General features: G+C 66.7%; 27 protein-coding genes. 19 read left to right on the top strand and 8 right to left on the bottom strand.

Annotated features, from left to right (window positions below):
• Positions 1-99 precede the first annotated feature (99 nt).
• Positions 100-1,506: a chromosomal replication initiator protein DnaA gene (gene dnaA / locus HFGMBDPB_RS14010; RefSeq protein WP_016447259.1), complete on the bottom strand. Its 1,407-nt coding sequence runs from the start codon at positions 1,504-1,506 to the stop codon at positions 100-102.
• Positions 1,507-1,920: 414 nt separating this feature from the next.
• On the opposite strand from dnaA, the gene rpmH reads away from it, so the two are divergent.
• The 7 genes from rpmH to HFGMBDPB_RS14045 all read left to right on the top strand — a co-directional run bounded on the left by rpmH (position 1,921) and on the right by HFGMBDPB_RS14045 (position 7,755).
• Entirely contained in the window at positions 1,921-2,055 is a 135-nt protein-coding gene (rpmH, locus tag HFGMBDPB_RS14015; RefSeq protein WP_012207856.1) for a 50S ribosomal protein L34, read from the top strand.
• Positions 2,056-2,113: 58 nt separating this feature from the next.
• Positions 2,114-2,623: a ribonuclease P protein component gene (locus HFGMBDPB_RS14020; RefSeq protein WP_212645610.1), complete on the top strand. Its 510-nt coding sequence runs from the start codon at positions 2,114-2,116 to the stop codon at positions 2,621-2,623.
• Positions 2,620-2,910, top strand: a complete 291-nt coding sequence (yidD, locus tag HFGMBDPB_RS14025) for a membrane protein insertion efficiency factor YidD (protein WP_016447257.1) — start codon at positions 2,620-2,622, stop codon at positions 2,908-2,910. The genes HFGMBDPB_RS14020 and yidD overlap by 4 nt, the downstream gene beginning before the upstream one ends.
• On the top strand, positions 2,907-4,616 hold the full coding sequence (yidC, locus tag HFGMBDPB_RS14030; protein ID WP_016447256.1) for a membrane protein insertase YidC: 1,710 nt from the start codon (positions 2,907-2,909) through the stop codon (positions 4,614-4,616). Before yidD ends, yidC begins: the two co-directional genes overlap by 4 nt.
• A gap of 100 nt (positions 4,617-4,716) precedes the next feature.
• On the top strand, positions 4,717-6,138 hold the full coding sequence (gene mnmE / locus HFGMBDPB_RS14035) for a tRNA uridine-5-carboxymethylaminomethyl(34) synthesis GTPase MnmE (protein ID WP_212645611.1): 1,422 nt from the start codon (positions 4,717-4,719) through the stop codon (positions 6,136-6,138).
• Positions 6,139-6,360: 222 nt separating this feature from the next.
• Positions 6,361-6,840: a Crp/Fnr family transcriptional regulator gene (locus HFGMBDPB_RS14040; protein WP_016447254.1), complete on the top strand. Its 480-nt coding sequence runs from the start codon at positions 6,361-6,363 to the stop codon at positions 6,838-6,840.
• Between the two features lie 177 nt (positions 6,841-7,017).
• Positions 7,018-7,755 (top strand): hypothetical protein, encoded by a 738-nt coding sequence (locus HFGMBDPB_RS14045; protein WP_016447253.1) that lies wholly within the window; start codon positions 7,018-7,020, stop codon positions 7,753-7,755.
• Positions 7,756-7,772: 17 nt separating this feature from the next.
• Here the strand turns inward: HFGMBDPB_RS14045 and HFGMBDPB_RS14050 are convergent, their stop codons facing one another.
• Positions 7,773-8,330 carry an adenine phosphoribosyltransferase gene (locus HFGMBDPB_RS14050; RefSeq protein WP_017405006.1) on the bottom strand — a complete coding sequence of 186 codons (558 nt, stop codon included), beginning with the start codon at positions 8,328-8,330 and terminating at the stop codon, positions 7,773-7,775.
• Between the two features lie 97 nt (positions 8,331-8,427).
• Here HFGMBDPB_RS14050 and HFGMBDPB_RS14055 point away from each other — a divergent pair, with 97 nt between their 5' ends.
• The 4 genes from HFGMBDPB_RS14055 to HFGMBDPB_RS14070 are packed head-to-tail and all read left to right on the top strand — an operon-like array spanning position 8,428 to position 11,445.
• The gene (locus HFGMBDPB_RS14055) at positions 8,428-9,429 is read left to right on the top strand and encodes a KpsF/GutQ family sugar-phosphate isomerase (RefSeq protein WP_016447251.1); all 1,002 of its coding nucleotides are present in this window, start codon (positions 8,428-8,430) and stop codon (positions 9,427-9,429) included.
• Positions 9,429-9,989 (top strand): KdsC family phosphatase, encoded by a 561-nt coding sequence (locus HFGMBDPB_RS14060; protein WP_016454196.1) that lies wholly within the window; start codon positions 9,429-9,431, stop codon positions 9,987-9,989. The genes HFGMBDPB_RS14055 and HFGMBDPB_RS14060 overlap by 1 nt, the downstream gene beginning before the upstream one ends.
• Positions 9,986-10,603 (top strand): LPS export ABC transporter periplasmic protein LptC, encoded by a 618-nt coding sequence (gene lptC / locus HFGMBDPB_RS14065; protein WP_016447249.1) that lies wholly within the window; start codon positions 9,986-9,988, stop codon positions 10,601-10,603. The genes HFGMBDPB_RS14060 and lptC overlap by 4 nt, the downstream gene beginning before the upstream one ends.
• A 41-nt stretch (positions 10,604-10,644) precedes the next feature.
• Positions 10,645-11,445 carry an SDR family oxidoreductase gene (locus HFGMBDPB_RS14070; protein WP_016447248.1) on the top strand — a complete coding sequence of 267 codons (801 nt, stop codon included), beginning with the start codon at positions 10,645-10,647 and terminating at the stop codon, positions 11,443-11,445.
• 103 nt (positions 11,446-11,548) lie between these two features.
• Here HFGMBDPB_RS14070 and rbp (HFGMBDPB_RS14075) read toward each other — a convergent pair whose 3' ends face one another.
• Both rbp (HFGMBDPB_RS14075) and rbp (HFGMBDPB_RS14080) read right to left on the bottom strand, forming a co-directional pair.
• On the bottom strand, positions 11,549-12,076 hold the full coding sequence (gene rbp, locus HFGMBDPB_RS14075) for an RNA-binding regulator (protein WP_082001643.1): 528 nt from the start codon (positions 12,074-12,076) through the stop codon (positions 11,549-11,551).
• Positions 12,077-12,331: 255 nt separating this feature from the next.
• A complete protein-coding gene (gene rbp / locus HFGMBDPB_RS14080) occupies positions 12,332-12,697 on the bottom strand; it encodes an RNA-binding regulator (RefSeq protein WP_016447246.1) in 366 nt (121 codons plus the stop codon).
• A gap of 493 nt (positions 12,698-13,190) precedes the next feature.
• Here rbp (HFGMBDPB_RS14080) and HFGMBDPB_RS14085 point away from each other — a divergent pair, with 493 nt between their 5' ends.
• The 4 genes from HFGMBDPB_RS14085 (at position 13,191) to HFGMBDPB_RS14100 (ending at position 16,839) form a co-directional block, all read left to right on the top strand.
• Positions 13,191-13,769: a TMEM165/GDT1 family protein gene (locus HFGMBDPB_RS14085; protein ID WP_034348253.1), complete on the top strand. Its 579-nt coding sequence runs from the start codon at positions 13,191-13,193 to the stop codon at positions 13,767-13,769.
• Positions 13,770-13,875: 106 nt separating this feature from the next.
• Positions 13,876-15,024 (top strand): homoserine O-succinyltransferase MetX, encoded by a 1,149-nt coding sequence (gene metX, locus HFGMBDPB_RS14090; protein ID WP_026062280.1) that lies wholly within the window; start codon positions 13,876-13,878, stop codon positions 15,022-15,024.
• Positions 15,021-15,605, top strand: coding sequence for a methionine biosynthesis protein MetW (metW, locus tag HFGMBDPB_RS14095; RefSeq protein ID WP_012207840.1), 585 nt, complete (start codon positions 15,021-15,023; stop codon positions 15,603-15,605). The genes metX and metW overlap by 4 nt, the downstream gene beginning before the upstream one ends.
• A gap of 70 nt (positions 15,606-15,675) precedes the next feature.
• Positions 15,676-16,839 carry a glycerophosphodiester phosphodiesterase gene (locus tag HFGMBDPB_RS14100; RefSeq protein WP_212645612.1) on the top strand — a complete coding sequence of 388 codons (1,164 nt, stop codon included), beginning with the start codon at positions 15,676-15,678 and terminating at the stop codon, positions 16,837-16,839.
• Here the strand turns inward: HFGMBDPB_RS14100 and HFGMBDPB_RS14105 are convergent.
• On the bottom strand, positions 16,823-17,464 hold the full coding sequence (locus tag HFGMBDPB_RS14105; protein ID WP_016447241.1) for an NAD(P)H-dependent oxidoreductase: 642 nt from the start codon (positions 17,462-17,464) through the stop codon (positions 16,823-16,825). The two genes, HFGMBDPB_RS14100 and HFGMBDPB_RS14105, sit on opposite strands and share 17 nt — an antisense overlap.
• Before the next feature lie 38 nt (positions 17,465-17,502).
• Positions 17,503-17,892, bottom strand: a complete 390-nt coding sequence (locus HFGMBDPB_RS14110; protein WP_016447240.1) for a MerR family transcriptional regulator — start codon at positions 17,890-17,892, stop codon at positions 17,503-17,505.
• A gap of 123 nt (positions 17,893-18,015) precedes the next feature.
• Here HFGMBDPB_RS14110 and HFGMBDPB_RS14115 point away from each other — a divergent pair, with 123 nt between their 5' ends.
• On the top strand, positions 18,016-19,530 hold the full coding sequence (locus HFGMBDPB_RS14115) for a M20 family metallopeptidase (RefSeq protein WP_212645613.1): 1,515 nt from the start codon (positions 18,016-18,018) through the stop codon (positions 19,528-19,530).
• A complete protein-coding gene (locus HFGMBDPB_RS14120; protein WP_046241499.1) occupies positions 19,530-20,396 on the top strand; it encodes an alpha/beta hydrolase in 867 nt (288 codons plus the stop codon). The genes HFGMBDPB_RS14115 and HFGMBDPB_RS14120 overlap by 1 nt, the downstream gene beginning before the upstream one ends.
• On the opposite strand, the gene HFGMBDPB_RS14125 is transcribed toward HFGMBDPB_RS14120, so the two are convergent.
• Positions 20,383-21,135 (bottom strand): 16S rRNA (uracil(1498)-N(3))-methyltransferase, encoded by a 753-nt coding sequence (locus HFGMBDPB_RS14125; protein ID WP_016447237.1) that lies wholly within the window; start codon positions 21,133-21,135, stop codon positions 20,383-20,385. The genes HFGMBDPB_RS14120 and HFGMBDPB_RS14125 overlap by 14 nt on opposite strands.
• A gap of 13 nt (positions 21,136-21,148) precedes the next feature.
• Entirely contained in the window at positions 21,149-22,246 is a 1,098-nt protein-coding gene (locus tag HFGMBDPB_RS14130) for an aminoglycoside phosphotransferase family protein (RefSeq protein ID WP_016447236.1), read from the bottom strand.
• Positions 22,247-22,338: 92 nt separating this feature from the next.
• Between HFGMBDPB_RS14130 and HFGMBDPB_RS14135 the strand changes: the two genes are divergently transcribed.
• Positions 22,339-24,774 carry an LPS-assembly protein LptD gene (locus HFGMBDPB_RS14135; RefSeq protein ID WP_212645614.1) on the top strand — a complete coding sequence of 812 codons (2,436 nt, stop codon included), beginning with the start codon at positions 22,339-22,341 and terminating at the stop codon, positions 24,772-24,774.
• A gap of 41 nt (positions 24,775-24,815) precedes the next feature.
• A complete protein-coding gene (locus HFGMBDPB_RS14140; protein ID WP_016447234.1) occupies positions 24,816-26,243 on the top strand; it encodes a peptidylprolyl isomerase in 1,428 nt (475 codons plus the stop codon).
• The last annotated feature ends 13 nt before the right edge of the window (positions 26,244-26,256 follow it).

The raw sequence follows: 26,256 nt of genomic DNA on the forward strand, positions 1-26,256 counted from the left end.
CGGGTCTCGGTGGGAGCGGCGGCTCACACATGAGCCCCCTCTTGCCGCTCGAATCCCCCATTTTGCCGCGTACGCAGGGCCTGAACGGGGGAGTTTTCATCAACCTTTGAGAGTTTGCTCCAGCACGTGCAGCTGCTGGTTCAGCTCGGTCAGCTGCTGGCGTTCGCCGGCGATCTTGCGCACCGCGTGCAGCACGGTGGTGTGGTCGCGTCCGCCGAACAGCTCGCCGATCTCGGGCAGGCTCTTCTGGGTCAATTCCTTGGCCAGGTACATGGCAATCTGGCGCGGCCGGGCAATGCTGGCCGGGCGCTTCTTGCTGTACATGTCGGCCACCTTGATCTTGTAGTAGTCGGCCACCGTCTTCTGGATGTTTTCCACGCTGATCTGGCGGTTCTGGATGGACAGCAGATCACGCAGGGCCTCGCGGGCCAGCTGGATGGAGACTTCCTTCTGGTTGAAGCGCGAATAGGCCAGGATCTTGCGCAGCGCGCCTTCGAGCTCGCGCACGTTGGAGCGCACGTTCTTGGCCACGAAGAAGGCGACTTCCTCGGGCATCTCGGCGTTCTCGGCGCGGGCCTTGTTGATCAGGATGGCCACGCGCATCTCCAGCTCGGGCGGCTCGATGGCCACCGTCAGCCCGGAGTCGAAGCGCGAGACCAGCCGCTCGTGGATGTTGGCCAGACCCTTGGGATAGGTGTCCGAGGTCATCACGATGTGGCTCTTCTTGGCCAGCAGGGCCTCGAAGGCGTTGAAGAACTCCTCCTGCGTGCGGTCCTTGTTGGCGAAGAACTGCACATCGTCGATCAGCAGCAGATCCAGCGAGTGGTAGCGCTCCTTGAATTCGTCAAAAGTGCGGCGCTGGTAGGCCTTGACCACATCCGAGACGAACTGCTCGGCGTGGATGTAGAGAACTTTCGCGTCGGGCTTGTCGGCCAGCAGCTTGTTGCCCACGGCATGCACCAGGTGGGTCTTGCCCAGGCCCACGCCGCCGTAGATGAACAGCGGGTTGTACAGGTGGCCGGGCGAGCCCGCCACATGCATGGCGGCCGAGCGTGCCATGCGGTTGGCCGTGCCTTCCACCAGGGTTTCAAAGGTCAGCGCGGCGTTCAGGCGCGTACGGAAGACCGGCGCTGCCGCGTCTTCGCCAGTGACCGTGGGCACCGAGGTGACAATGGTTTCCGGTGGGGCCGAGCGCTCGCTGGAAGATGGGCGAACATAAGTACGCACAACGCTTTCCCGTTGAGCGAGCGCTAACTCAAGTGTCACCGGCTGGCCATAGAGCGACTCCAGCATGGCCGAGATGCGGCCTGCATATTGGGCGCGGATCCAGTCGAGCTTGAAGCGGTTGGCCACGTAGACGGTGACTTTGGAGAAGTCTTCGGCGACGTGCGCGGTCAGGGGCTTGATCCAGGTGTTGAACTGCTGCTCAGGCATTTCCTGCCCCAGTTGCTCAACGCAGACTTGCCACAGGCCCTGGCCTGCATCGTTCGTAGGTTCCTCTGTCATTGTCGAAGTCTAGTTGTGGATAGGAGGAACTGTTGCGAGGCTGCCATTGTAGCTTTTGCGGAAGTTATCCACAAAATATCAGGAGCTTGTCCTCTGCCCTGTCGCAAAATGGGCAGGCATCCTTCGGGTTCGAAGGGCATTGCATCAAGTGGGCAACGCTGTGATAATCGCGGGTTTCCCTGAATGTGTTCAGGGTGATATGTCCCGCCCGTCTGCATCGGGTCTGCATGCTGCTGCTGGTTGCCTTGGGCGAAACCTTCCCGGTTCGCGCTCCTGGCCGCACATGGCAAGTGCATCGTGCAGATTTTTGGCAGGTGGCCTGGCGGTTTGCCTTTGTGGCGGCTGCTGGCTGCACTGCGTGTAGCGTGCCGGATACGGGACCGGTGCAAAACTGAACCTTCTCTAGGAACCAACATGAAACGTACTTACCAACCCTCCAAGACCCGTCGCGCCCGCACCCACGGCTTTCTGGTCCGCATGAAGACCAAGGGCGGCCGCGCCGTGATCAACGCTCGCCGCGCCAAGGGCCGCAAGCGTCTGGCCGTCTAAGGCCAGCCATTGCTGGGCGGTTTGCTCGCTGCACTGAACCCCTGAAAGGGGTGCTGGAATGCAACGGCTGAAAACACGTCCGCAGTTTCAGGCCGCCATGGCTGCCGGTACGATTTCGCGTACCGCGCACTTCGCCCTGCACCGTCTCGTTCTGACGGAGCAGGTCGCTGCCATGCCGCCACCGACAGGGCCCGGATTGCAAGATCCGCAGGCCCTGTTCGGCGTTGGCGCGGTGCGCCGGGATGCCTGGCTGGGTGCCATGGTGCCCAAGCGCTGGGCGCGCCGATCGGTGACACGCCACACCATCAAGCGGCAGATCTACGCCGTGGGCGGCGAGCACGAGGCCTTGATGCTCCATGGCGCGCATGTGGTGCGATTGCGCTCGGGCTTTGACCGGCGCCAGTTCGTGAGCGCCACGTCCGATGTGCTCAAGCAGGCGGTTCGTGCCGAGCTGCAGCAGCTGTTCGCCCATGCCGCGAAACGCCTGTCGCAGCCGGCACCCGGGTTGCCTCAGCCAGCGCAGGAGCCGGCCGCTGCCGCTGGCGAGCCTGCCGGAGCCACGCCATGATGCAGCGGCTGCTGATGGCGCTGGTGCGTGGCTATCGGCTGATGCTCAGTCCCTGGCTGGGCTCGGCCTGCCGCTTCACGCCGACCTGCTCTGCCTATTCCCTTGAAGCGCTGGAGCAACACGGCGCTGCGGTAGGCTCCTACCTGACACTGCGCCGACTGGCGCGCTGTCATCCGTGGTGTGACGGGGGGCATGACCCTGTGCCAGAGCACAAGCCCAGGCTGTTCACCAGCCTGACGGCTGCGCCCGAAAACACCCAACCTTCCTCACCTAAGAAGTCTTCATGAACGATATTCGCCGCACCATCCTGTGGGTGATATTTGGCTTTTCGCTGGTCTTGCTATGGGACAAATGGCAAGTGCACAACGGCAAGAAGGCCACTTTCTTCCCCGCGCCGGCCGTGGCCACGGCCCCGGCACCTGAAACGGGCAAGGCGCCCGGCGACGCCAGCGTGCCCTCGGCAGCGACTGCGGCAACGGCCGGTGCCGGCGAAGTGCCTGGCGGCGCTGCCGCGCCCGAGGCTGCTCCGCGCCAGAACGTGACCATCAGCACCGACGTGCTGCGCCTGACCTTCGACAGCCAGGGCGGCACGCTGCGCCATGCCGAGCTGCTCAAGTACGCCGATTCCGCCCACAAGGACAAGCCGGTCGTGCTGTTCGACGAGAGCGTGCACCGTGTGTATCTGGGCCAGTCGGGCCTGATCGGCGGCGGTTTCCCCACGCACAAGACGACCATGACCGCGCTGCCCGGTGCACGCGAGCTCAAGGACGGCGAGGACCAGATGGAGCTTCGCTTCGAGTCGCCCGACATGGGCGGCGTGAAGCTGGTCAAGATCTGGACGCTCAAGCGCGGTGCCTACGACATCGGCGTGCGCCATGAAGTGGTGAACACCGGCACGACTGCCGTGAACCCGCAGCTGTACCTGCAGCTGGTGCGCGACGGCAACAAGCCCGAAGGCGAAGAGTCCACCATGTACTCCACCTTCACGGGCCCGGCCGTCTACACCGACGAGAAGAAGTACCAGAAGGTCGAGTTCAAGGACATCGAAAACGGCAAGGCCAGCGTCGAGAAGTCGTCCTCGGGCGGCTACGTGGCCATGGTCCAGCATTACTTCGCCAGCGCCTGGCTGCTGGCCGAAGGCGTGCAGCGCGAGAACTTCCTGCGCAAGGTGGACAGCAACCTCTACGCCGTCGGCATGATCACGCCCGTGGGCACCATCGAGCCCGGCCAGAGCAAGAGCGTGGAAGCGCGCCTGTTTGCCGGACCCCAGATCGAAAAGCGCCTGGAGGCTCTGGCCCCCGGCCTGGAGCTGGTCAAGGACTATGGCTGGCTGACCATCCTGGCCAAGCCGCTGTACTGGCTGCTGGACAAGCTGCACGGTTTCCTGGGCAACTGGGGCTGGTCCATCGTGGCCCTGGTGCTGCTGCTGAAGATCGCCTTCTACTGGCTCAATGCCAAGGCCTACTCCTCGATGGCCAAGATGAAGGCCATCAACCCGCGCATCATGGAAATGCGCGAGCGCCTCAAGGACAAGCCCCAGCAGATGCAGCAGGAGATGATGCGCATCTACCGCGAGGAAAAGGTCAACCCCATGGGCGGCTGCCTGCCCATCATCATCCAGATCCCGGTGTTCATCGCGCTGTACTGGGTGCTGCTGTCCAGCGTGGAAATCCGCAACGCCCCCTGGATCGGCTGGATCACCGACCTGTCGGCCAAGGACCCGCTGTTCATCCTGCCCGTGCTGATGACCCTGTCGTCGCTGCTGCAGACCGCGCTGAACCCCGCTCCGCCGGATCCGATGCAGGCCAAGATGATGTGGATCATGCCCCTGGTCTTCAGCGTGATGTTCTTCTTCTTCCCGGCCGGCCTGGTGCTGTACTGGCTGACGAACAACATCCTGTCCATTGCCCAGCAGTGGATCATCAACACCCGCATGGGCGTGCCGCCGCAGTTCAATCTGCCCAACTTCGGCAAGACCAAGCCTGCCAAGTAAGCCTGCGAAGGCCCTGGCTCCAAAGCCCGCTTCGGCGGGCTTTTTTCATGGGCGGCCTATCATCGGCGGCCTGAAATCCCTTCCCAAGAAAGCTCCATCCATGCTGCCCCGCCACAACGACCCCATTGCCGCCATCGCCACCGCTCCGGGGCGCGGCGCCGTGGGCATCGTGCGCGTCTCCGGCAAGGGGGTGGCGCCGCTGGTGCGGGTGCTGTGCGGGCGCGACCTCAAGCCGCGCGAGGCCACCTACCTGCCGTTGCGCGATGCCGCAGGCGGACCCATAGACCACGGCCTGGCCCTGTTCTTCCCGGCGCCGCACAGCTACACCGGCGAGGACGTGCTGGAGCTGCAGGCCCACGGCGGCCCGGTCGTGCTGCAGCTGCTGCTGGCACGCTGCCTGGAGGCGGCGCAAGAGCCTCTCGAAGGCCATCGCAGCGTACTGCCTGGCCTGCGCCTGGCCCAGCCTGGGGAATTCACCGAACGTGCCTTTCTCAACGACAAGATCGATCTGGCCCAGGCCGAAGCCATTGCCGACCTGATCGACGCCAGCACCGAGGCCGCCGCGCGCAGCGCGAGCCGCTCGCTGTCGGGAGCCTTCTCCGAGGAGATTCATGGCCTGCGCGATGCGCTGGTGCACCTGCGCATGCTGGTCGAGGCCACGCTGGACTTTCCCGAGGAAGAGATCGACTTCCTGCAAAAGGCCGATGCCAGCGGCCAGCTCGCGCGGCTGCGCGGCAAGCTGGACCAGGTGCTGTCGCGCGCCCACCAGGGTGCGCTGCTGCGCGAAGGCATCAAGGTCGTGATCGCAGGGCAGCCCAATGCGGGCAAGAGCTCGCTGCTCAATGCGCTGGCCGGTGCCGAGCTGGCCATCGTCACGCCCATCGCCGGCACCACGCGCGACAAGGTGCAGCAGACCATCCAGATCGAGGGCGTGCCGCTGCACGTGATAGACACAGCCGGCCTGCGCGAGAGCAGTGACGAAGTCGAGCGCATCGGCATCGCCCGCGCCTGGGAGGAGATCGCTGCGGCCGATGCCGTGCTCTTCCTGCACGACCTCACGCGCATGGGCGACAACGACTATCTGGCCGCAGACGCGGCCATCGCCGAAACCCTGGCCCAGAAGCTGCCGGGCCAGGTGCCCGTGATCGATGTCTGGAACAAGACCGATCGCGCCGAGCCGGCCCAGCTGCAGGTGCATGGCGGGCGCGAAGGCAGCGTGGCGCTGTCGGCACGCACTGGCGACGGCCTGGATGCGCTGCGCCGGCGCCTGCTGGATGTGGCCGGATGGCAGTCCGCTCCCGAAGGCCTGTACCTGGCGCGCGCACGCCATGTGGAGGCGCTGGAGGCCGTGGCCGCGCACCTGGAAGAGGCCGAGCTGCAGCTGGCGGCCCAGGCCGCCCATCTGGACCTGCTGGCCGAGGAACTGCGCCTGGCCCAGGTCTCGCTGAACTCCATCACCGGGGAATTCAGCTCGGATGACCTGCTGGGTGTGATCTTCTCGAGCTTTTGCATTGGCAAGTGACAGAGGGGATCCGGGCTGAGCGCGGCATGCTCAGCACGTCTGATGAGATGGCGGCAATATTTATCTTTTGCTACAAAATTTGCCGTCGAAAACCCACGCGCCGGCATTGGCGTGTCCGCTGCCGTCGCTTAGCATGCGGCGTGCCGCAGCGGCCCTTGCCGCTGCCTGTCGCCGGGTGCCGTCCCGGAGCGGGTACGCGGCCCACTTCGAACCGGATCCGCCATGTCTTCTTCCTCCCACAATGATTTGCGGCCTTTGGCCCAGGCCATGTCGTCGGCCGTGGCTGTCGACGGTGTGCAGAACGCGCTGACCTCGGAGCAGTGGGATCTGCTGGCACCTTACCTGGTGCCCGTCACTCTGGCCGCGGGCGAGCTGCTGTTTGCCGAAGGTTCGCTGGACCGCAATCTGTACTTCGTGGAGTCCGGCAGCCTCAGCGTGCACTACCAGGATGCCAAGGAGCGCATCCGCCTGGCCATCGTCGGTCCGGGCTCCATCCTGGGCGAGGGCGCCTTCTTTGCGCACCGCGCGCGCCACGCCACCGTGCAGGCTGCCGCGCCGGGGCGCCTGTGGTGCCTGACGGCCATGCGCTTCGCCGAACTCAGCAACCGCCAGCCCGGGGTGGCGCTGGCCCTGGTCATGGCCGCCGGCCAGGTCCTGGCGCGACGCGCGGTGGACAGCCGCCGCCGGGTGGCGAGCACCTGAGCCGCACCTGAACGGCACTTGGGCGAAGGCTCTCGGGGGGCCGGGTGGGATTACAGACCGGGCTTTGCTCTGCGACAAATTGATACAGCGGTTTTTGCAACACCTGTGCTCAAAATGTCGCCAAGTTGCAGGCACAATGCCGCGAGTTTGTGACTATTCGTGACAATGAGAGCCCCCATGTCTGTGTTCAACTGGTTTTCCCGCAAGCCTTTGCCCGAACAGGGTCGTGGTTCGCCTGGAAACGATGGCCAGGCCAACCCCGCGGCACGCCGTGATGCCGTCGCGGCCGGGCGCCGCAGCGAGCGGTCCGAGCGCCGTGAGCAGCTCTACGGCGTGGTGCGCGATGTCATGGTGCGTGCCGGGGTGTTGTCGGCCAGCTACAAGTTCAAGGTGCTCTCGCTGGACAGCGTGGGCCAGCGCTTCGTGGTGATGATGGACCTGGCACGGGCCTATGCCAGCGAAACCGCTCGGCTCAGCGAGATCGAGGCCATGCTGGCCCAGGCGGCCAAGGCCCGCATGGGCGCGGTCGTGACAGCCGTGTACTGGCGGGTCAGCGACCAGAACGCTGCCGCCCAGGCCCAGGTGCATTCCGTGGCCGTGCGCACACCGCGTCCCGTCCAGCCCGTGGCCGTCCCCGCCGTGGCTGCGATGGAGGCCGTGGCGCCCCAGCGCCGCAGGCAGGACACGGCGCCGTTCGAGCCCATAGACGATCAGGAAATGGCCGCCTTCAAGATGGCCGTGGCGGCCATGCCCGCTGCAGCCCGTGGTGCGGGCTCTGCAGCTGCGGCGCCCGCCGGCGTGCGCCGCTCGGGCCCCTTGCTCGGGCCAGGCGCAGGCGAACGCGGCGCGGACTTTCACCACAGCACGCTGGACCATCTGGACCTGGGTGTCACCCAGTACGGCGAACTGCGCTGACCGGGCGCCGGCCTGATTCAGTGGCCGGCGAAATCCACCAGCGTGAACAGCGGCAGGCCGCCATCGCGCAGCAGGGTGGAGCCGCCCAGTTCGGGCAGATCCACGATGGCCGCGCCCTCGATCACCGTGGCGCCCAGCTTTTCCAGCAATCTCTTGCCGGCCATCATGGTGCCGCCGGTGGCGATCAGGTCGTCGATCAGCAGTACGCGATCACCGGTCTTGACGGCATCTGTGTGCAGCTCCACCGTGGCGCTGCCGTATTCGAGCTCATAGGTTTCCTCCACCGTGGTGAACGGCAGCTTGCCCTTCTTGCGGATGGGCACAAAGCCAACGCCCAGCTCGTGGGCCACCACGGCACCCAGGATGAAGCCGCGTGCATCGAGCCCTGCCACCACGTCGGGGCGCATGCCGCGCTGCATGTAGCGGTGCACGAAGGCGTCGGTCATCACGCGAAAGACCTGGGGGTCCTGCAGCAGCGGCGTGATGTCGCGGAACTGCACGCCGGGCGCCGGCCAGTCGGGCACGGTGCGTATGTGCGATCGCAGGTAGTCGTTGACGCTGAGGGTGGTGTGCATGGCGCTGGATCGGGGGCTGGAAAGAACGGGCCAGTGTACCCAGACGCCCGATGGGGGCCGCCGCCGCCGGGTAGCCAGACCGCCTAAAATCTTCCAGATGAATTCTGATGCTGCCACCTTGAATGCGCTGGATACGTCCAGGGTCCTGCGCCTGGCCCGCGACACCCTGGGCATCGAGGCCGATGCCCTTCTTGCCATGTCGCAGCGCCTGGATGGCGTGTTCGGTGAAGTGGTGCAGCGCATCCTGAGCCTGTCCGGCCGCGTCGTCGTGATGGGCATGGGCAAGAGTGGCCACGTCGGGCGCAAGGTGGCGGCCACCCTGGCATCCACGGGCACTCCCGCCTTCTTCGTGCATCCGGGCGAGGCCAGCCATGGCGACCTGGGCATGGTGACCGGCATCGATCTGGTACTGGCGCTGTCCAACAGCGGCGAGGCCGATGAACTCACCGTGCTGCTGCCTGCCATCAAGCGCCAGGGCATACCCCTGGTGGCCATGACCGGCGGCGCGCAGTCCACGCTGGCCCGCCATGCCGACTGGGTGCTGGACACCCGTGTGGAGCGCGAGGCCTGCCCTTTGAACCTGGCACCCACGGCCAGCACCACCGCGCAGATGGCCATGGGCGACGCCCTTGCCGTGGCACTGCTCGATGCACGCGGCTTTGGCGCCGAGGACTTTGCGCGCTCCCATCCGGGCGGCGCGCTGGGCCGCAAGCTGCTGACCCATGTGCGCGATGTCATGCGCAGTGGCAAAGAGCTGCCCAAGGTCGGGGCCGATGCCAGCTTTGTCGAGTTGATGCGCGAGATGAGCGCCAAGGGCCTGGGCTGCTCGGCCATCGTCGATGCGGCAGGCGTGCTGCAAGGCATCTTCACCGACGGAGACCTGCGCCGCCGTGTCGAGGCCGGCACCGACCTGCGCGCGCTGCAGGCCGGCGATGTCATGCACAAGGGCCCCCGCACCATCGCCGAAGACGCGCTGGCCGTCGACGCCGCCAGCATGATGGAGGAGCACGGCATCACTGCCGTGCTGGTGGCCGATGCGCAGCACCAGCTGCGCGGCGTGGTCCATATCCGCGACCTGATGCGCGCCAAGGTAATCTGATGGCACGCGCTCCCTTGACGCCCGTGCAGAACTGGGACGCACCGCTGCTGCTGCTGGCGCAGGATGTGCGGGTGGCATTCTTCGATGTCGATGGCGTGCTGACCGATGGCGGCCTGCTGTTCTCTGGCGAAGGCGAAGTGCTCAAGCGCTTCAACACGCTGGACGGCCATGGTCTGAAACTGCTGCAAAAGGCTGGCATCACGCCCGCCGTGGTGACGGGCCGCGATTCGCCCGCGCTTCGCCTGCGGCTGAGCAATCTGGGCGTCACGCATGCGCGCTTTGGCACGGAAGACAAGGTGCCTGCCGCCGAGGCCATCCTGAAGGAGCTGGGCCTGCAATGGCACCAGGCGGCAGCCATGGGCGACGACTGGCCGGACCTGCCCGTGATGCGGCGCTCCGCCTTCGCCTGCGCACCGGCCAACGCCCATGACGAAGTGCTGGCCGTGGCCGATTGGGTCACGCCGCGCAGCGGCGGTGAAGGAGCGGTGCGCCAGCTGTGCGACCTGCTGCTGGCCGCGCGTGGCGCCTATGCCGGGCTGCTGGCGGAATACGCATCATGACCCAGGCCTGGCGCCGCGTCGGTGACCGGCTTTCCCTGTACCTGCCCGTGCTGCTGATGGGCCTGCTGGCGCTGGGCACCTGGTGGCTGGTGCGCAATGCGCCGCAGCCCCTGGCCAGCGGCACCGAAAAGGCCGTGGCGCACGAGCCCGACTATTTCATGAAGGATTTCTCGATCAAGAGCTTCGATGCCACGGGGCGTCTGAAGAGCCAGATCGAGGGCAGCATGGGCCGCCACTATCCCGATACCGACACGCTTGAAATCGACAACGTCCGCATGTTCGCGGTCTCGCCCGAAGGCCGCATCACGCGCGGCAGTGCGAACCGGGCGCTGAGCAATGCCGATGGTTCCGAGGTGCAGATGTTCGGCAATGCCATCGTCACGCGCGAGCCATTTGTGACAGCAGGTAAACAGCCGCAGCCGCAGTTGCAATTCCAGGGCGAATTCCTGCACGCCTGGCCCAACGAGGAGCGCGTGAGTTCCAACCAGCCCGTGGTGCTGACCCGTGGCAAGGACCGCTTCACGGCCGACAGCATGCAGTACAGCAACCTGGATCTGGTCATGAAACTGCAGGGCCGCGTGCGCGGCACCCTGCAGCCTTCCAGGACCAAGTAAGGCACCAGCGCAAGCGCAGGCGTGCCGATGGAGAACAAGCCATGACGACATCCTCGCGCAGCCCGGCACCCCTGGCCTTCATCACCGGCGCATCCAGCGGCATAGGCCAGGCCCTGGCCTGGCACGCCTACCAGCAAGGCTGGTCGCTGGCGCTGGTGGCTCGGCGCGGCGACGTGATGGCGCAATGGGCTGCGCAACAGGGCCTGGACTCCTCGCGTTTCGCCCTCTACGAGGCTGATGTGGGCGTGCCTGACAGCATCATCGCCGCCGCCCGGCGCTGCGAGCAGCAGCAGGGCCTGCCCGATGTCGTGATCGCCAATGCTGGCGTCAGCTGGGGTGTGGACACCTCGATGCGCGAGGACATCGACACCATGCAGCAGGTGCTGGCCGTCAACACGATGGGGGTTGTGGCCAGCTTCCACCCCTTCATCGCACCCATGGTGCAGCGTGGAAGCGGGCAACTGGTCGGAATTTCCAGTGTGGCCGGGCTGCGCGGCCTGCCAGGACACGGCGCTTATTGCGCCAGCAAGGCTGCAGTCATTGCCTATTGCGAAAGCCTTCGCGGTGAATTGCGCAGTAGTGGCGTAAAAGTCACGACATTGCTTCCTGGCTATGTGGATACACCCCTCACGCGTGGTAACCGCTATGGCATGCCATTCCTATTGGAGCCGCAGGAGTTTTCCGCAAGGGCCTGGCGTGCCATTGAAGCTCGCCGCAGTCTGGTCATCATTCCATGGCAAATGGCCTGGGTGGGGCGGTTGATGAAAATTCTCCCCAACGCGATATTCGACAGGCTGCTTGTAGGACGGAAGCGCAAACATCGGCATTTGGAAAATCCCTGATGCCCATTGCCGTTCGGAATATGCTCATGCACGCATCTTGTGCGTAAAAAAGGCTCCATGAAGGAGCCTTTTTGATTCGGGGTAACACTGAGAACCGTGGAACTCATTCCCCGTTGTTATTGTTGTTTCCCCAGCCGCCGCCACGGCCGCCATTGCGGGGGCCGGAGCCATAAGGGCTGCGGAATCCGCCGTCGCCACGACCGCCGTAGCCGCCGCCACCGCCGCCGTCGCCACGGCCATAGCCGCCACGGTCGCCACCGTCACCGCGTCCGTAGCCACCGCCATCACCGCGGCCACCGCCACCGTAACCGCCGCCGCCACCATCACCACGGCCATAGCCGCCGCCACCGCCGCCAAAGCCGCCCGAACGCGGGGGACGAGGCTCCATGGGACGTGCTTCGTTCACCACGAGGCTGCGTCCGCCCAATGGCTGGCCATTCATGCCCTGAACGGCAGCCTGAGCCTCGGCATCACTGCCCATCTCGACAAACCCGAATCCCTTGGAACGGCCTGTGTCGCGCTCCATCATGACCCGGGCGCTGGTGACAGCGCCGAACTGGCTGAATGCCTGCTCCAAGTCGTTGTCACGCACACCATAGGGAAGGTTGCCGACGTAAAGCTTATTGCCCATCAAAAACTCCTCAACTCCTCAATGCTCACTGGTTTGCGCTCGGCTTCAGGACGCACAGACATCAGGTTCCTTGTATACAAGAGCCTGGCCAACCTTCCTAAACACATAGCGTTCGAACGGGTCTGCCCGAAACTAAATTATGAAGCACAAAAATCAAAAAGATAAATGCTCGAAAACACAAGCTGATAACGTTTGGCAACAAAAAAGGGGCCCAGAGGGCCCCTTTTTTTGCTAACGCATGCTCTAAGCGAGAGCTTAGTAGCTGTTGCGACGGCCACCGCCGTAGCCGCCGTCGCGGTTGCCACCGCCGAAGCCGCCACCGCCGCCACCACCGAAGCCGCCGCCGAAGCCGCCGCTACGGGGAGCGCGGGGCTCCATCGGGCGGGCTTCGTTGACCACCAGGTCACGGCCGCCGCGGTTTTGGCCGTGCAGGCCTTGGATAGCAGCTTGTGCTTCGGCATCGCTGCCCATTTCGACGAAGCCGAAACCCTTGGAACGGCCGGTGTCGCGCTCCATCATTACCTTGGCGCTGTTAACGGCGCCGAATTCGCTGAAGGCTTGCTCCAGATCGCTGTCACGGAAGGTGTACGGCAGGTTGCCGACGTAAAGCTTGTTGCCCATGGAGGACTCCTGAAAAAACTGGAAAACGCGATGGAGCCCTAGGGAGTCAACACGGGATGACAACGTTAGAGACGCAAACGCACTAGCACTCATTGAGCCGAAGCCCGAACGAAAGCTCGCCCATTATGTGGCAGAAGTTTTCGCACGTTATTACTGTTTCGCAAAAATTCGTCGTGCCCGCCACAGAATGCCCCTGGGAGTTACCCTGAAATTGCGGCAGCGCATAAGCAAGTGCCTTGGCGGCAGTGGGGGCCGGCATGCAGATCCGAGGGCTGCTATGATCGCCGGCTCAGTCTTTGGGGAGTAGATCGTTCGGCTCAGCAGCCGGATGCATGCGTCAACAAACTTGGGCCTTCGCTGGCCTATGGCGTATGCGGCGCGCAGTGCAATGCTGCGTGTGACCGATCGAGACCATTGACCGCGCACCGATCCAAAGGCCGGAGTCGGAGCGTGGTCAATGCGTGCTCTATCCGGCCGGATAAATCCCCACACCATGGAAGCCTTCCTGATTTCAACCTCCGTCGTCGCGCTTGCCGAGATGGGGGACAAGACCCAGCTGCTGTCGCTGGTGCTCGCCGCGCGTTTTCGCAAACCCTGGCCCATCGTTGCGGGCATTTTCGTGGCCACGCTGGTCAACCATGCGCTGGCCGGTGCCGTGGGCGCCTGGATCACCAGCTATCTTGGCGAGAACGCCATGCGCTGGATTCTTGGCCTGTCCTTCATCGCCATGGCGGTCTGGATGCTGATCCCCGACAAGCTCGACGAGGACGAGGTGTCCGGACACTCGCGCTGGGGCGTCTTCGGCACGACGCTGGTGGCCTTCTTCCTGGCCGAGATGGGCGACAAGACGCAGATTGCCACCGTGATGCTGGCGGCCAAGTACAACGCCTACCTGTGGGTGGTGGCCGGCACCACGCTGGGCATGATGCTGGCCAACGCTCCCGTGGTGTGGCTGGGCGACAAGCTGGTCAAGCGCGTGCCCATCCGGCTGGTGCATGTGATCTCGGCCGTGATCTTCCTGGTGCTGGGCGTGCTGGCCCTGTTCCTTCCGGGGGCAGGCGTTTTGGCATAATGATTCTTCATGCGCCGATTTGCTTCTGCTTGCGGGCGCTTTATAAATCCAGCTAAAGACGACACCAGAGAACCCGGCCTCGTTTTTAGCGATGCCGGGTTTTTTCATGTCCTTCATCGCCACACCACAATCCATGCACTTCGACGAGCCGCTGCCGCTGCAGGGCGGCGGCTCGATCCGTGACTACGACCTCGCCTACGAGACCTACGGGCAGCTCAACGCCGACCGCAGCAATGCCGTGCTGGTCTGCCATGCGCTCAACGCTTCCCACCATGTGGCCGGCGTGTACGAGGGCCAGCCCAAGAGCGAGGGCTGGTGGGACAACATGATCGGCCCCGGCAAGCCCGTGGACACGAACCGGTTCTTCGTGATCGGCGTGAACAACCTGGGCTCGTGCTTTGGCTCCACGGGCCCCATGCACGCGCATCCGGACACCGGCAGGATCTATGGCGCCGACTTTCCCGTGGTCACCGTGGAGGATTGGGTGGACGCCCAGGCCCGGCTGCTGGACCGGCTGGGCATAGCGCAGCTGGCCGCGGTGCTGGGCGGCAGCCTGGGCGGCATGCAGGCGCTGTCCTGGTCGCTGCGCCATCCGGACCGCATGCGCCATGCCGTGGTCGTGGCCAGCGCGCCCAACCTCAATGCGGAGAACATCGCCTTCAACGAGGTGGCGCGGCGCGCCATCGTCACCGATCCGGATTTCCATGGCGGGCATTTCTACGAGCATGGCGTGGTGCCGGCGCGCGGCCTGCGCATCGCCCGCATGATCGGCCACATCACCTACCTGAGCGACGACGTGATGAACCAGAAGTTCGGCCGCCAGCTGAGGGAGGGCCTGGACCTGAAGTACAGCACGCAGGACGTGGAGTTCCAGATCGAGAGCTACCTGCGCTACCAGGGCGAGAAGTTCAGCAGCTACTTCGACGCCAATACCTACCTGCTGATCACGCGCGCGCTCGACTACTTCGACCCGGCGCGCACGCATGGCGGCGACCTGACCCAGGCGCTGTCGGTGGCCAAGGCCGGCTTTTTGCTGGTCAGCTTCACCACCGACTGGCGCTTCGCGCCCGCACGCAGCCGCGAGATCGTGAAGTCGCTGCTGGAGAACAACCGCGACGTCAGCTATGCCGAGATCGACGCGCCCCACGGCCATGACGCCTTCCTGCTCGACGACCCCCGCTACATGAACGTGATGCGCTCCTACTTCGACGGCATCGCCCAGGAAACCACGACAGCCGCCAAGGAGGCCGCATGACCGAGCTGAACACCATGCAGGCGATTGCGCGCCTGATCCCCAAGGGCTCGCGCGTGCTCGACCTGGGCTGCGGCGATGGCGCCCTGCTGTCGCACCTTCAGCGCGAGCGTGGCTGCACCGGCTACGGCGTGGAGCTGGATGACGCCAACGTGCTGGCCTGCGTGCGCCGGGGCGTGAACGTGCTGCAGCTGAACCTGGAGGACGGCCTAGCCATCTTCCAGGACAACAGCTTCGACGTGGTGCTGCAGATCGATACGCTGCAGCATCTGCGCAATGCCGAGACCATGCTGCAGGAGACGGCGCGCATAGGCCGCGCGGGCATCGTCGCCTTCCCCAACTTCGCGCACTGGCCCAACCGCCTGTCCGTGCTGCGCGGGCGCATGCCGGTGACGCGGCGCCTGCCCTACCAGTGGTATGACACGCCCAACATCCGCGTGGGCACCTACAAGGACTTCGAGGTGCTGGCCACCCGGAACCGGCTGCGCATACTGGACTCCTTCGGCCTGCAGGATGGCCGCAGCGTGCGTACCCTGCCCAATCTCATGGCGGGCACGGCGGTCTTCCATTTCGAGCACGCCTGAGCGCAGGCGGGCCATGTCCGTGTCATCCCCGGCGCGCACAATCGAATGCCCCGAGACCCCGGAGACAGACATGGACAACCTCCCACGCCGCCGCGCGCTGGCCCTGGCCGGCGCGGCCGCCGGCCTGCTGGTGGCCGGCTGCGCCGCACCGCAGGCGCCCGCCCGAAGCGATGCCGCTGCCGACTGGCCGCCCCGGCCCGCGCTGATCGCCCATCGCGGCGCATCGGCGCTGCGGCCAGAGCACACGCTGGAGGCATACCGCGAGGCCATACGCGCGGGCGCCGACTTCATCGAGCCCGACCTGGTCATCACGCGCGATGGCGTGCTGGTGGCGCGGCATGAGAACGCCATCGCCATCCTGGCGGCCGACGGCAGCCTCAAGGAGGCCACCACCAATGTGGCCGACCGTCCCGAGTTCGCGGCGCGCAAGACCACCAAAACCATCGACGGGCAGGCGATCACGGGCTGGTTCGTGGAGGATTTCACGCTGGCCGAGTTGAAGACGCTGCGTGCGCGCGAACGCATCCCGGCGATCCGCCCGGCGAATGTGCAGTTCAATGACCGTTTCGAGGTGCCCACGCTGCAGGAGGTCATCGACCTGGCCCGAGCCGAGAGCGCACGCACGAGCCGCACCATCGGCATCTATCCCGAGACCAAGCACCCGAGCTACTTCCAGTCCATCGGCCTGCCGCTGGAGCCCGCGCTGCTCAAGCTGCTCGCGGACAACGGCTGGAACCATGCGCAGGCGCCGGTGTTCGTGCAGTCCTTCGAGGTCGAGAACCTGCGCTGGATCCGTGCGCGCAGCAACCTGCGCCTGGTGCAGTTGCTGGCGCCCAAGGGCAAGCCCTATGACAGCGTGGCACGCGGCACGGGCCCCGGCTATGCCGACATGGTCACGCCCGCAGGCCTGGCCGAGATTGCGCGCTACGCCAACGGCATAGGGCCGAGCAAAAGCATGGTGATCCCTGTGGTGCAGGGTGCGAATGCCGCGCCCACTGCGCTGGTGGCCGATGCCCATCGCGCGGGGCTGCTGGTCCATCCCTGGACGCTGCGGCCCGAGAACGCCTTCCTTCCCCTGAGCCTGAAATCGCCGCCCGCACAGGACGGCGCCCGGCGTGGCAATGCGCGCGCCGACATGGACGATTTCCTGCGCACGGGCATCGATGGCATCTTCACCGACGACCCGTCGGGGGGGCGAGCCGCCATTGACGCTTTGCTCAAGTCGCGGCCTTGACCGGACGTGCTGCCGTGCGCCGGCCCGCTGCCTGCGCCTGCTCCAGCCACTGCTGGCGGCGTGCGGCATCGGCGCCGAGCACGGGTCCGAAACTGTGTATGCGCACGGGCCGGATGCCGCTGAACTCCAGGATGGCACGGCGCATCTGGTGATGGCCCGGCATGTGCGCCAGCCAGCGGTAATACCAGGGCGGGGAATCCATGCTCACCAGCAGATCGGCGGTGCGGCCGGCCAGCAGCCGGTCCCACAGCATCGAGCCCTTGCGGTACTTGAAGGCGAAGCCCGGCAGAAAGATGCGGTCGATGAAGCCCTTGAGCAAGGCCGGCAGGCCGCCCCACCAGGTCGGATAGACCCAGGCCAGGTGGCTGGCCCACAGGATGTCGGCCTGGGCCTGCTGCAGGTCAGGCTCCAGGGGCTGATCCTGGCGATAGCCGGCGCGCAGCAGCGGGTCGAATTCCAGTTCGCCCAGGCGCAGCGTGCGCACTTGGGCACCGCTGTCGCGTGCGCCCTGGGCGTAGGCATCGGCCAGGCCGGCGCACAGGCTGCCGGCCGACGGGTGGCCGAGGATGATCAGGATGCGCTGGGGATGATGGGGGTGCGTGGTGCTTGGAGACATGGCGGCCATGTTCGCCTTGCCCCAAGGGGCAGGGTCAAGACCCTGGATCAAGCCATGGCGGTTTCGCAGGCGCGTTCTCTGGAATCCGCCGGCTCCAGGCGGCATTCGAGCAGCTCACGCTCCAGTGCGGCCAGCTGCGTCTGCAGTCCCTGAAGGTGCTGCATCTGCGCCTGCACCTGCTCGCGGCGGCCGCGCAGCAGCCGGGCCAGCGCGTCCCAGCTGTCGGCGTGGTCCAGGCGCTGCAGGCCATGCAGCTCGTCGAGTCGAAAGCCCAGCCCCAGCGCCTGGCGGATGCGCTGCACCAGCACCAGATCCTGCTGTCCATACACGCGGTAGCTGCCTGCCCGCGCCACGGCACCGAGCAGGCCCCGTGATTCATAGAGCCTGACGGCCTTGGGCGAGCAGCCGGCGCGTCGGGCGAGTTCTCCGATATACATGGGGCGTGATCGTAGTCGCTGGCGCCGGGCTCTCATGGTCTGCATGGCGTTGGCGCACAATGACCGGATCGCGGCGCTGGCTTCGCTCGAACGGTGCGCCCATCCCTGACACGAGGACCCACCATGAATGCACGCACTCCTTCACAACTGCTGCAGCCCGCAGCCGCGCTGGACCGGATCAGCCGCTCCTGGGACGAGCGCATCGTCCCGGCGCTGACCGAGTACATCGCCATTCCCGCCAAGTCGCCCATGTTCGCGCCCGACTGGGAGCAGCAGGGCCACCTGGAGACCGTGCTGCGCAATGCGGCCGACTGGGTGCAGGCGCAGAAGGTGGCCGGCCTGACGCTGGAGATCGTGCGTCAGCCGGGCCGCACGCCAGTGCTGTTCTTCGAGGTGGAAGGCACGCAGGACAAGGCGGCCTCCAGCCCCACGGTGCTGATGTACGGCCATCTGGACAAGCAGCCCGAGTTCGACGGCTGGCGCAGCGACCTGGGTCCGTGGACGCCCAAGTACGAGAACGGAAAGCTGTACGGGCGCGGCGGTGCCGATGATGGCTACGCGGTCTACGCCAGCATTGCCGCCGTGCAGGAGCTCAAGCGCCAGGGCGTGCCGCACCCGCGCATCCTGGGCCTGATCGAGACCTGCGAGGAAAGCGGCTCGCGCGACCTGTTGCCCTATGTCGATGCCCTGCGTCCGCGCCTGGGCGATGTGGGCCTGGTGATCTGCCTGGACAGCGGCGCCGGCAACTACGACCAGCTGTGGCTGACCACCAGCCTGCGCGGCATGGCCAGCGGCACGCTGAAGGTGGAGATCCTCACGGAGGGCGTGCACTCGGGCGATGCCTCGGGCGTCGTGCCGTCGTCCTTCCGCATCCTGCGCCAGGTGCTGGACCGTCTGGAGGACAGCAAGACCGGGCGCCTGCTGCCCGCCAGCTTCCACTGCGAGGTCCCGGCCGACCGCATGGCCCAGATGCGCGCCACGGCGGCCATCCTCGGCGAGGAGACCTATGCGCGCTTTCCCTGGGCGCACTACGACTGCGGCGGCTCCACGCTGTTTGCCCTGCCCACCACCACCGACCCGGTGCAGGCGCTGGTCAAGCGCACCTGGGAGCCCACGCTGAGTGTCACAGGCGCAGAGGGCCTGCCCGCGCTGCAGGATGCCGGCAACGTGCTGCGGCCCTACACGGCCTTCAAGCTCAGCCTGCGCCTGCCGCCCCTGGTCGATGCCGCCGCCTGCGTGCAGGAGATGAAGGCGCTGCTGGAGGACAACGCGCCCTACCAGGCCCGTGTGACCTGGCAAGGGCTGTCGGGTGCCAGCGGCTGGAATGCGCCAGCCATGGACGGCTGGTTCGAGGACGCGCTCAACGCCGCCAGCCAGGCGCATTTCGGCGCCTCCTGCGGCTACATCGGGCAGGGCGGCACGATTCCGCTGATGAACATGCTCAGCCAGGGCTTTCCCAAGGCCCAGATGATGGTCTGCGGCGTGCTCGGCCCCAAGAGCAACGCCCACGGCCCCAATGAATTCCTGCACGTGCCCTATGCCAAGAAGCTCACGGCCGCCGTGGCCCAGGTGATCGCCGCCATGGCCGTGACGCAGGCAGCTTCCGAAGCCGGTGCCGGCACTGCCGGCGTGGCGTAATGGCAGCGTCTGCCCCCGCGCCGGAAGGCCAGGTCACACGCCTGGCATCCGGCGACGGCGCCGAGCTGTCACTGTGCGATTGGCCTGCCGGCGAGGGCCCGGCGCGCGCCACCGTGCTGCTGGTGCACGGCCTGGGCGAGCACATCGGCCGCTATGCGGCACTGGCCCAGCGGCTCAATGCCTGGGGCTATGCCGTACGCGGCTACGACCAATATGGCCACGGACGCTCGGCAGGGCCGCGCGGTGGCCTGACGGGCGACAACCGGCTTCTGGACGACCTGGCGGCCGTGGTGGATGACACGCGCGCCCGGCAACCGGCCGGCCAGCCGCTGGTGCTGTTGGGCCACAGCCTGGGCGGTCTGGTGGCGGCGCTGTTCGTGGCCCGGGCCATCCGGCCTGTCGATGCGCTGGTGCTGTCCTCGCCAGCCCTCGATGTGGGTCTGTCGCCGATCCAGAAATTGCTCGTTGGCACGCTGCCGCACCTGCTGCCCGATCTGCGCGTGTCCAACGGCCTGCAGATTCCGTATCTCTCGCATGACGTGGCGGTCTGCGATGCCTACCGCGCCGATCCGCTGTGCCACGACCGCATCAGCGCACGGCTGGCGCGCTTTCTGGCGCAGGGCGGCCCGCAGGTGCTGGCCCGTGCGGGCAGCTGGAGTGTGCCCAGCCTGTTGCTGTGGGCAGGGGACGACAGGCTGGTGGCGCCGGCCGGCAGCCAGGCCTTTTCCGACCGTGCGCCGCCGGCCGTGGTGCAGGCGCAGTGCTTTGACGGCGCCTACCACGAGCTGTTCAACGAAAGCGATGCCTTCGCCGCGCCCGTGTTCGCAAGGCTGCGGCAGTGGCTGGGCCGGTTCAGTCCAGCGTGAGCGCCGCCAGCGCGGCCAAGGGCGCGGTTTCCGCGCGCAGAACGCGTGGACCCAGCGTGACGGGCACGAAACCCTGGGCGCGGGCCAGGGCCTCTTCGGCCGGAGAGAGGCCCCCTTCGGGGCCCGATAGAAAGACCACGGGCGCATCCTCGGCCATGGCGTCCACGATCTCGCCCAGCGGCCGGGTTCCCTCGCCCAGCGACAGCAGCAGCCGCAGCGTGCCGGGCGGCAGCTGTTTCGCGCCGCCCTCCAGCCAGTCTTGCAGGTCGGTGGGCGCATGCAGCGGCGGCACGCGGTTGCGTGTGCACTGCTCGCAGGCCGACACGGCCACGGCCTGCCAGTGCGCCAGCTTTTTCTCGGCGCGCTCGCCCTTGAGCTTGAGCACGCTGCGCTCGGCCACCAGCGGCGTGATGCTGGCGGCGCCCAGCTCGGCGGCCTTCTCCACCAGCCAGTCCATGCGTTCGTTGGCCGTGATGCCTGCCAGCAGGTGCACGGGGCGCAGCGGTTCGCGTTCCACGGCGTGGTGCGCGCCTATGCGCACGGCCACGTCGCTGCGGCCCATGCGCAGGACCGTGGCCTCGAACTCGCCGCCGCTGAAGCCCTCGCCGGCACGGCCCTGAAAGAGGGTGATGCCGTCGCCGGGCTGCAGGCGCAGCACCTGCACATGGCGCGCCGCACCGGGCGGCAGTTCGATGTCGTCGCCGCTGCGCAGCGCGATGGGGCAGTGAAAGCGTGGCATGGCGTACCTGTCCTCAAACGCGCCCGTAGGCCCAGCCCACCTGGGGCTGAATGTTCTCGATCTGGTCCACCAGGCGCAGCAGCGGCGTCAGTTCGCGGTAGCGGCTGCAGGTGGCGCGGATGTAGTGGATGAAGCGCGGCGTATCCGCCAGGTAGCGGGGCTTGCCGTCTCGCAATGTCAGCCGTGCAAAGATGCCGGCCACCTTGAGGTGGCGCTGCAGCCCCATCCACTCCACGCCACGGTAGAACTCGCCGAAATCGTCGCCCCAGCCGCTTTGGCTGCGCGCGCCCACCAATCCCGACTTGCGTGCCTTTTCCCAGTAACGCACGGTAATGTCGATGACAAAGTCCTCTTCCCAGCTGATGAAGGCATCGCGCAGCAGGCTGGCGATGTCATAGGTCACCGGGCCGTAGACCGCATCCTGGAAGTCCAGCACGCCCAGCGGGCCGCTGGCGGTCACGGGCTGCATGAGATTGCGCGTCATGAAGTCGCGGTGCACGAAGACGCTGGGTGCCGCCAGGTTGTGGGCCACGATCTGGTCGAAGGCCTTGGCCAGCGTGGCCTGCTGCCTGTCGTCGAGCACGGTCTCGCGGTGGCGCGCGATGTACCAGTCGGGGAACAGCTGCAGTTCGCGGCGCAGCAGGGCGTCGTCATAGGCGGGCAGCACGTCGGGGCGCGAGGCGGTCTGCCAGGCCAGCAGCACCTCCAGCGCCGAGCGGTACCAGGCTTCCGCGTCCTGGGGCTTTTCCGGGTCCAGCGCCTCGATGACGGTGTGGCCGCCCAGGTCGGACAGCAGCATGAAGCCGTGCACGGCGTCCCAGTCCAGGATCTGCGGCACGGCCAAGCCGGCCGAGGCCATCAGCGCCTGCACCTTGGCGAAGGGCGCGCAGTCTTCCTTGTCCGGCGGGGCATCCATGACGATGAGGCTGGCGCCGGCGGCGGTGTCCAGGCGCAGATAGCGGCGAAAGCTGGCATCGGCCGATGCCGGGCGCAGGGTTTCGGGGCGCAGCGCGTGGCGGGCGGACAGCGGGGCCAGCCAGGCGTCGAAGGCGGCATGGCGGGCGGGGTCGGCCCAGACAACGCCGGCCGTGGGGGTGTTTGGATGGCTCATGGATAATCGCGATTCTACAAACCGCCACCCCGGCGAATGCCCGGCGGTGATGCTAGGCTTGCGCCTTTGTCCACCCGCCGCTGTTGACCACCGTGTACCTCCGACCGCCGCTCCCCGATCCGCTGGCTGCCCGCGCGCCCGCGCGCCCCGCTGTACGCCCGCTGGCCTGGCTTGTGGCTCTCGCATGGGCCGGTGGCTCGACGCTGGCCCAGGCCCAGCCCGCTGCGGCCGATGAAGGCCGGCTGCAGCAGGTGCGCCCGCTGCGCCCCAGCACGCTGATGCAGGAAACCTACCCTGAGGCGGTCCGCTCCCAGCAGCCCGTCTACGTGCGTGGCGACGCGCTCAGCGGCCAGCCGGACATCAATGCGGTGATCGAGGGCAATGCCGAACTGCGCCGCGGCGACACCATGATCCGCGCCGACCGGCTCGAATACCAGGTGCCCGACGACCGCGTTAATGCCTCGGGCGCCGTGCACATCAACCAGGCCGGCAATGTCTACGAAGGCTCGCAGCTGGACCTGCAGGTCGATGCCTTCAAGGGCTTTTTCGACAACGCCGGCTACCGCTTCCTGGCCAACGGGGCCTACGGCAAATCCTCGCGCGTGGACTTCATCGACCGCGACCATGCCGTGGTCCATGACGCGACCTACACCACCTGCCAGCGCGATGACGAAGCCACCTGGCAGCCGGCCTGGATGCTGCGCGCCCGGACCTTGCACATCGACATGGCCGAGGAAGTCGGCGTGGCCGAAGGCGCGGCCCTGCAGTTCAAGGGCGTGACCGTGCTGCCCGTGCCGCGCATGAGCTTTCCGCTGTCGGACAAGCGCAAGTCGGGCCTGCTGCCTCCCACCATGGGCCTGGACAAGCTCAGCGGCATCGAATACACGCAGCCCTACTACTGGAACCTCGCGCCCAACCGCGACATGACCCTGTATCCCTCGGTCATGAGCAAGCGCGGCGTCAACCTGGGCGCCCAGTTCCGCTATCTGGAGCCCACCTATTCGGGCGAGGCCTACGCGGCCTACATGCCGGGCGACCGCCAGCGCGACCGTGACCGCTGGGCCTACTCGCTGCAGCACCGGGGCGTCATCAGCTCGCCCATCGGCGGCCTGGGGTTGAACATGAACCTCAACCGCGTCAGCGACGACAACTACTGGCGTGATTTCCCGCTGGCCGCCCGTTCCTTGCGCGAGCGCCTGCTGCCCAACGACGTGAACCTGTCCTGGGCGCGTGGCGACGGGGTGCTGACCCTGCGCACCCTGTACTGGCAGACCATGCAGGACGCATCGGCGCCCATTGCCCCGCCCTACGGCATGAAGCCGCAGCTGCAATGGCGCTACACGCCGTTGGACCTGCCGCACGGCCTGGACTTCAGCTTCGTGGCCGACACCACGCGCTTCGAGATCGACAAGCCCCTGGCCGGCATGACCTACAACAACGGCCAGCGCAGCTACATGCAGGCGCAGCTGAGCCGTCCCTTCCTGTCGCCGGGCGCCTTCATCACGCCCAGGATCCAGTTGCACACCAGCAACTACCAGGTGGACCGCCTGATGAGCAACGGCAGCCGCAATGCCTCGCGCACGCTGCCCACGTTCAGCGTGGACAGCGGACTGGTGTTCGAGCGTGACACCACGCTGTTCGGCCGCCAGCTGCAGCAGACCTTCGAGCCGCGCGCCTTCTACACCTACACGCCCTACCGAGACCAGAGCTTTCTGCCGCTGTACGATACGGGGCGCAACGACTTCAACTTTGCCAGTATCTATGCCGAAAACGACTACAACGGCCAGGACCGCATTGCCGACAACCACCTGCTGACCCTGGGCGCGACCACGCGCCTGATCGACGGGGCCACGGGCGCGGAGAAGGCGCGCTTCGGCATTGCACAGCGCGTGCGTTTCTCCGACCAGAAGGTCATCCTGCCGGGCGAGGTGCCTGCCACCAGCCGGCTGTCCGACGTGCTGCTGGGTGCGACCATCAACTGGACCGATGCCTGGTCCACCGAAGGCACGACCCAGTACAACCGCGACCTGAACCGCCCGGTGCGCACCACCTTCGGCGCGCGCTACAGCCCCAGCTCCTACCGCACGGTGAACGTGGCCTACCGTACCCAGTACAACACCGTGGCACGCACCGATGCCAGCAAGCTGGTCGATGTGGGCTGGCAATGGCCCATCAACGACCTCTGGGGCGACAAGGGCCGTGACCTGGGTGCCGGCCGTGGCCAGGGCGGCGGCCGCTGGTACACGGTGGGCCGGCTGAACTACAGCCTGAAGGACCGCAAGCTCGTCGATACCGTGGTCGGGCTGGAGTACGACGGCTGCTGCTGGATTGGCCGCGTGGTGCTGGAGCGCCTGCAAAGCTCCATCACCCAGTCCAACACCCGGCTGCTGTTCCAGATCGAGTTCGTAGGCTTCTCGCGGCTGAGCCTGGGTGCCGACCCGCAGCGCAGCCTCAAGCAGAATGTGCCGCGCTACCAGTACCTGCGCGAGTCGGTGACGCCGCCCAGCCGCTTCACCAATTACGATTAGAGCCAAGGCTCCAAACACGCTTTTTGCAAGGCATCTCTCCCATGCGTTTTCTTTCCCAGACCCATTGCTGCGCAGCGGCCGCTGTGGCGCTGGCCTTGCTGGCCACCACAGCCCAGGCGCAAGGCCTGCGTGTTCCGGGCCAGTCCAGGGCGCCCCAGGCCGGCGATGCCTCCGTCTCGCGCGCGCTGGACGCCACCAATCAGCCCTTGTCGCGTGATCGCGGCAGCAATGCCGGCGTGCGCTCGGCCGACTACATCGTGGCCGTGGTCAACTCCGAGCCCGTGACCAACAACGAGGTGCGGGCCCGCATGGCGCGCGTGGCGCAGAACATTGCCGAGCAGGGCGGCCAGATGCCGCCCGAGGCGCTGCTGGCCCGCGAGGTGCTGGAGCGGCTGATCGTGGAAAAGGCCCAGCTGCAGGAAGCCAAGGACACGGGCCTGCGCGTGGATGACTACGCCGTGGACCAGGCGCTGACCAATGTGGCGCGGCAAAACGGCCTGGACAAGGCCGGCCTGCAGTCACGCCTGCGGGCCGAGGGCGTGAACGAAAAGCAGTTCCGCGAAGAACTGCGCCGCCAGATCACGCTGCAGCGCCTGCGCGAGCGCGATGTGGACGGCCGCGTGCGCGTGACCGAAGCCGACATCGACCGCTACCTGGCCGAGCAGCGCAGCGGCGGCGCCGACAAGGCGCCGGCGGCCGTGAACCTGGGCCACATCCTGATCGCCGTGCGCGAGGATGCCAGCCCCGCCGAAGTGGCCGAGCGCGAAGCCCGCGCCAAGCAGGCTGCCGAGGCGGCCCGCACGCAAGGCGACTTCCTGGCCGTGGTCAAGGAGTTCTCCGATGTGCCCGACGGCCAGGGCGGCGGCGCCATGGGCATGCGCCCGCTGGACCGCTACCCCGAACTGTTCACCAAGGCCGTGGGCCAGACGCCGCAGGGCGGCATCGTCGGCCCCTTCCGTTCGGGCGCGGGCTTTCACGTGCTCAAGGTGCTGGAGAAGTCGCAGGCCGGCATGCCTTCCGTGGTCACGCAAAACCATGCGCGCCACATCCTGCTGCGCATCGGCGACCAGATGACCGAGGCCGATGCCGCCAAGCGCCTGGCCGACTACAAGCGCCGCGTGGACAGCGGCCAGGCCAGCTTCGAATCGCTGGCCCGCGAGTTCTCGCAGGACGGCAGCGCGCGCAACGGCGGCGATCTGGGCTGGGCCTCGCCCGGCCAGTTCGTGCCCGAGTTCGAGCAGGTGCTCAATGCGCTGCAGCCCGGGCAGGTCAGCGACCCGCTGGTCTCGCGCTTCGGTGTGCACCTGATCCAGCTCATCGAGCGCCGCCAGGCCGCGCTGACGCCGCGCGAGCAGCGCGACATGGTGCGCAACGTGGTGCGCGAGCGCAAGCTCGAAACCGACTACCAGACCTGGCTGCAGGAGCTGCGTGGCCGCGCCTACGTCGAGTACCGCGAGCCCCCGCAATAAGACACCCCCCAAG

It is taken from the genome of Delftia sp. PE138 (genome assembly GCF_018320755.1).
In the GTDB taxonomy this organism is placed as follows: domain Bacteria; phylum Pseudomonadota; class Gammaproteobacteria; order Burkholderiales; family Burkholderiaceae_C; genus Comamonas; species Comamonas tsuruhatensis.

Bases quoted from the DNA above. Each gene is read 5' to 3' on its own strand.
- dnaA (WP_016447259.1), bottom strand. From the start codon at position 1,506: ATGACAGAGGAACCTACGAACGATGCAGGCCAGGGCCTGTGGCAAGTC.
- rpmH (WP_012207856.1), top strand. From the start codon at position 1,921: ATGAAACGTACTTACCAACCCTCCAAGACCCGTCGCGCCCGCACCCAC.
- HFGMBDPB_RS14020 (WP_212645610.1), top strand. From the start codon at position 2,114: ATGCAACGGCTGAAAACACGTCCGCAGTTTCAGGCCGCCATGGCTGCC.
- yidD (WP_016447257.1), top strand. From the start codon at position 2,620: ATGATGCAGCGGCTGCTGATGGCGCTGGTGCGTGGCTATCGGCTGATG.
- yidC (WP_016447256.1), top strand. From the start codon at position 2,907: ATGAACGATATTCGCCGCACCATCCTGTGGGTGATATTTGGCTTTTCG.
- mnmE (WP_212645611.1), top strand. From the start codon at position 4,717: ATGCTGCCCCGCCACAACGACCCCATTGCCGCCATCGCCACCGCTCCG.
- HFGMBDPB_RS14040 (WP_016447254.1), top strand. From the start codon at position 6,361: ATGTCTTCTTCCTCCCACAATGATTTGCGGCCTTTGGCCCAGGCCATG.
- HFGMBDPB_RS14045 (WP_016447253.1), top strand. From the start codon at position 7,018: ATGTCTGTGTTCAACTGGTTTTCCCGCAAGCCTTTGCCCGAACAGGGT.
- HFGMBDPB_RS14050 (WP_017405006.1), bottom strand. From the start codon at position 8,330: ATGCACACCACCCTCAGCGTCAACGACTACCTGCGATCGCACATACGC.
- HFGMBDPB_RS14055 (WP_016447251.1), top strand. From the start codon at position 8,428: ATGAATTCTGATGCTGCCACCTTGAATGCGCTGGATACGTCCAGGGTC.
- HFGMBDPB_RS14060 (WP_016454196.1), top strand. From the start codon at position 9,429: ATGGCACGCGCTCCCTTGACGCCCGTGCAGAACTGGGACGCACCGCTG.
- lptC (WP_016447249.1), top strand. From the start codon at position 9,986: ATGACCCAGGCCTGGCGCCGCGTCGGTGACCGGCTTTCCCTGTACCTG.
- HFGMBDPB_RS14070 (WP_016447248.1), top strand. From the start codon at position 10,645: ATGACGACATCCTCGCGCAGCCCGGCACCCCTGGCCTTCATCACCGGC.
- rbp (WP_082001643.1), bottom strand. From the start codon at position 12,076: ATGGGCAATAAGCTTTACGTCGGCAACCTTCCCTATGGTGTGCGTGAC.
- rbp (WP_016447246.1), bottom strand. From the start codon at position 12,697: ATGGGCAACAAGCTTTACGTCGGCAACCTGCCGTACACCTTCCGTGAC.
- HFGMBDPB_RS14085 (WP_034348253.1), top strand. From the start codon at position 13,191: ATGGAAGCCTTCCTGATTTCAACCTCCGTCGTCGCGCTTGCCGAGATG.
- metX (WP_026062280.1), top strand. From the start codon at position 13,876: ATGTCCTTCATCGCCACACCACAATCCATGCACTTCGACGAGCCGCTG.
- metW (WP_012207840.1), top strand. From the start codon at position 15,021: ATGACCGAGCTGAACACCATGCAGGCGATTGCGCGCCTGATCCCCAAG.
- HFGMBDPB_RS14100 (WP_212645612.1), top strand. From the start codon at position 15,676: ATGGACAACCTCCCACGCCGCCGCGCGCTGGCCCTGGCCGGCGCGGCC.
- HFGMBDPB_RS14105 (WP_016447241.1), bottom strand. From the start codon at position 17,464: ATGGCCGCCATGTCTCCAAGCACCACGCACCCCCATCATCCCCAGCGC.
- HFGMBDPB_RS14110 (WP_016447240.1), bottom strand. From the start codon at position 17,892: ATGTATATCGGAGAACTCGCCCGACGCGCCGGCTGCTCGCCCAAGGCC.
- HFGMBDPB_RS14115 (WP_212645613.1), top strand. From the start codon at position 18,016: ATGAATGCACGCACTCCTTCACAACTGCTGCAGCCCGCAGCCGCGCTG.
- HFGMBDPB_RS14120 (WP_046241499.1), top strand. From the start codon at position 19,530: ATGGCAGCGTCTGCCCCCGCGCCGGAAGGCCAGGTCACACGCCTGGCA.
- HFGMBDPB_RS14125 (WP_016447237.1), bottom strand. From the start codon at position 21,135: ATGCCACGCTTTCACTGCCCCATCGCGCTGCGCAGCGGCGACGACATC.
- HFGMBDPB_RS14130 (WP_016447236.1), bottom strand. From the start codon at position 22,246: ATGAGCCATCCAAACACCCCCACGGCCGGCGTTGTCTGGGCCGACCCC.
- HFGMBDPB_RS14140 (WP_016447234.1), top strand. From the start codon at position 24,816: ATGCGTTTTCTTTCCCAGACCCATTGCTGCGCAGCGGCCGCTGTGGCG.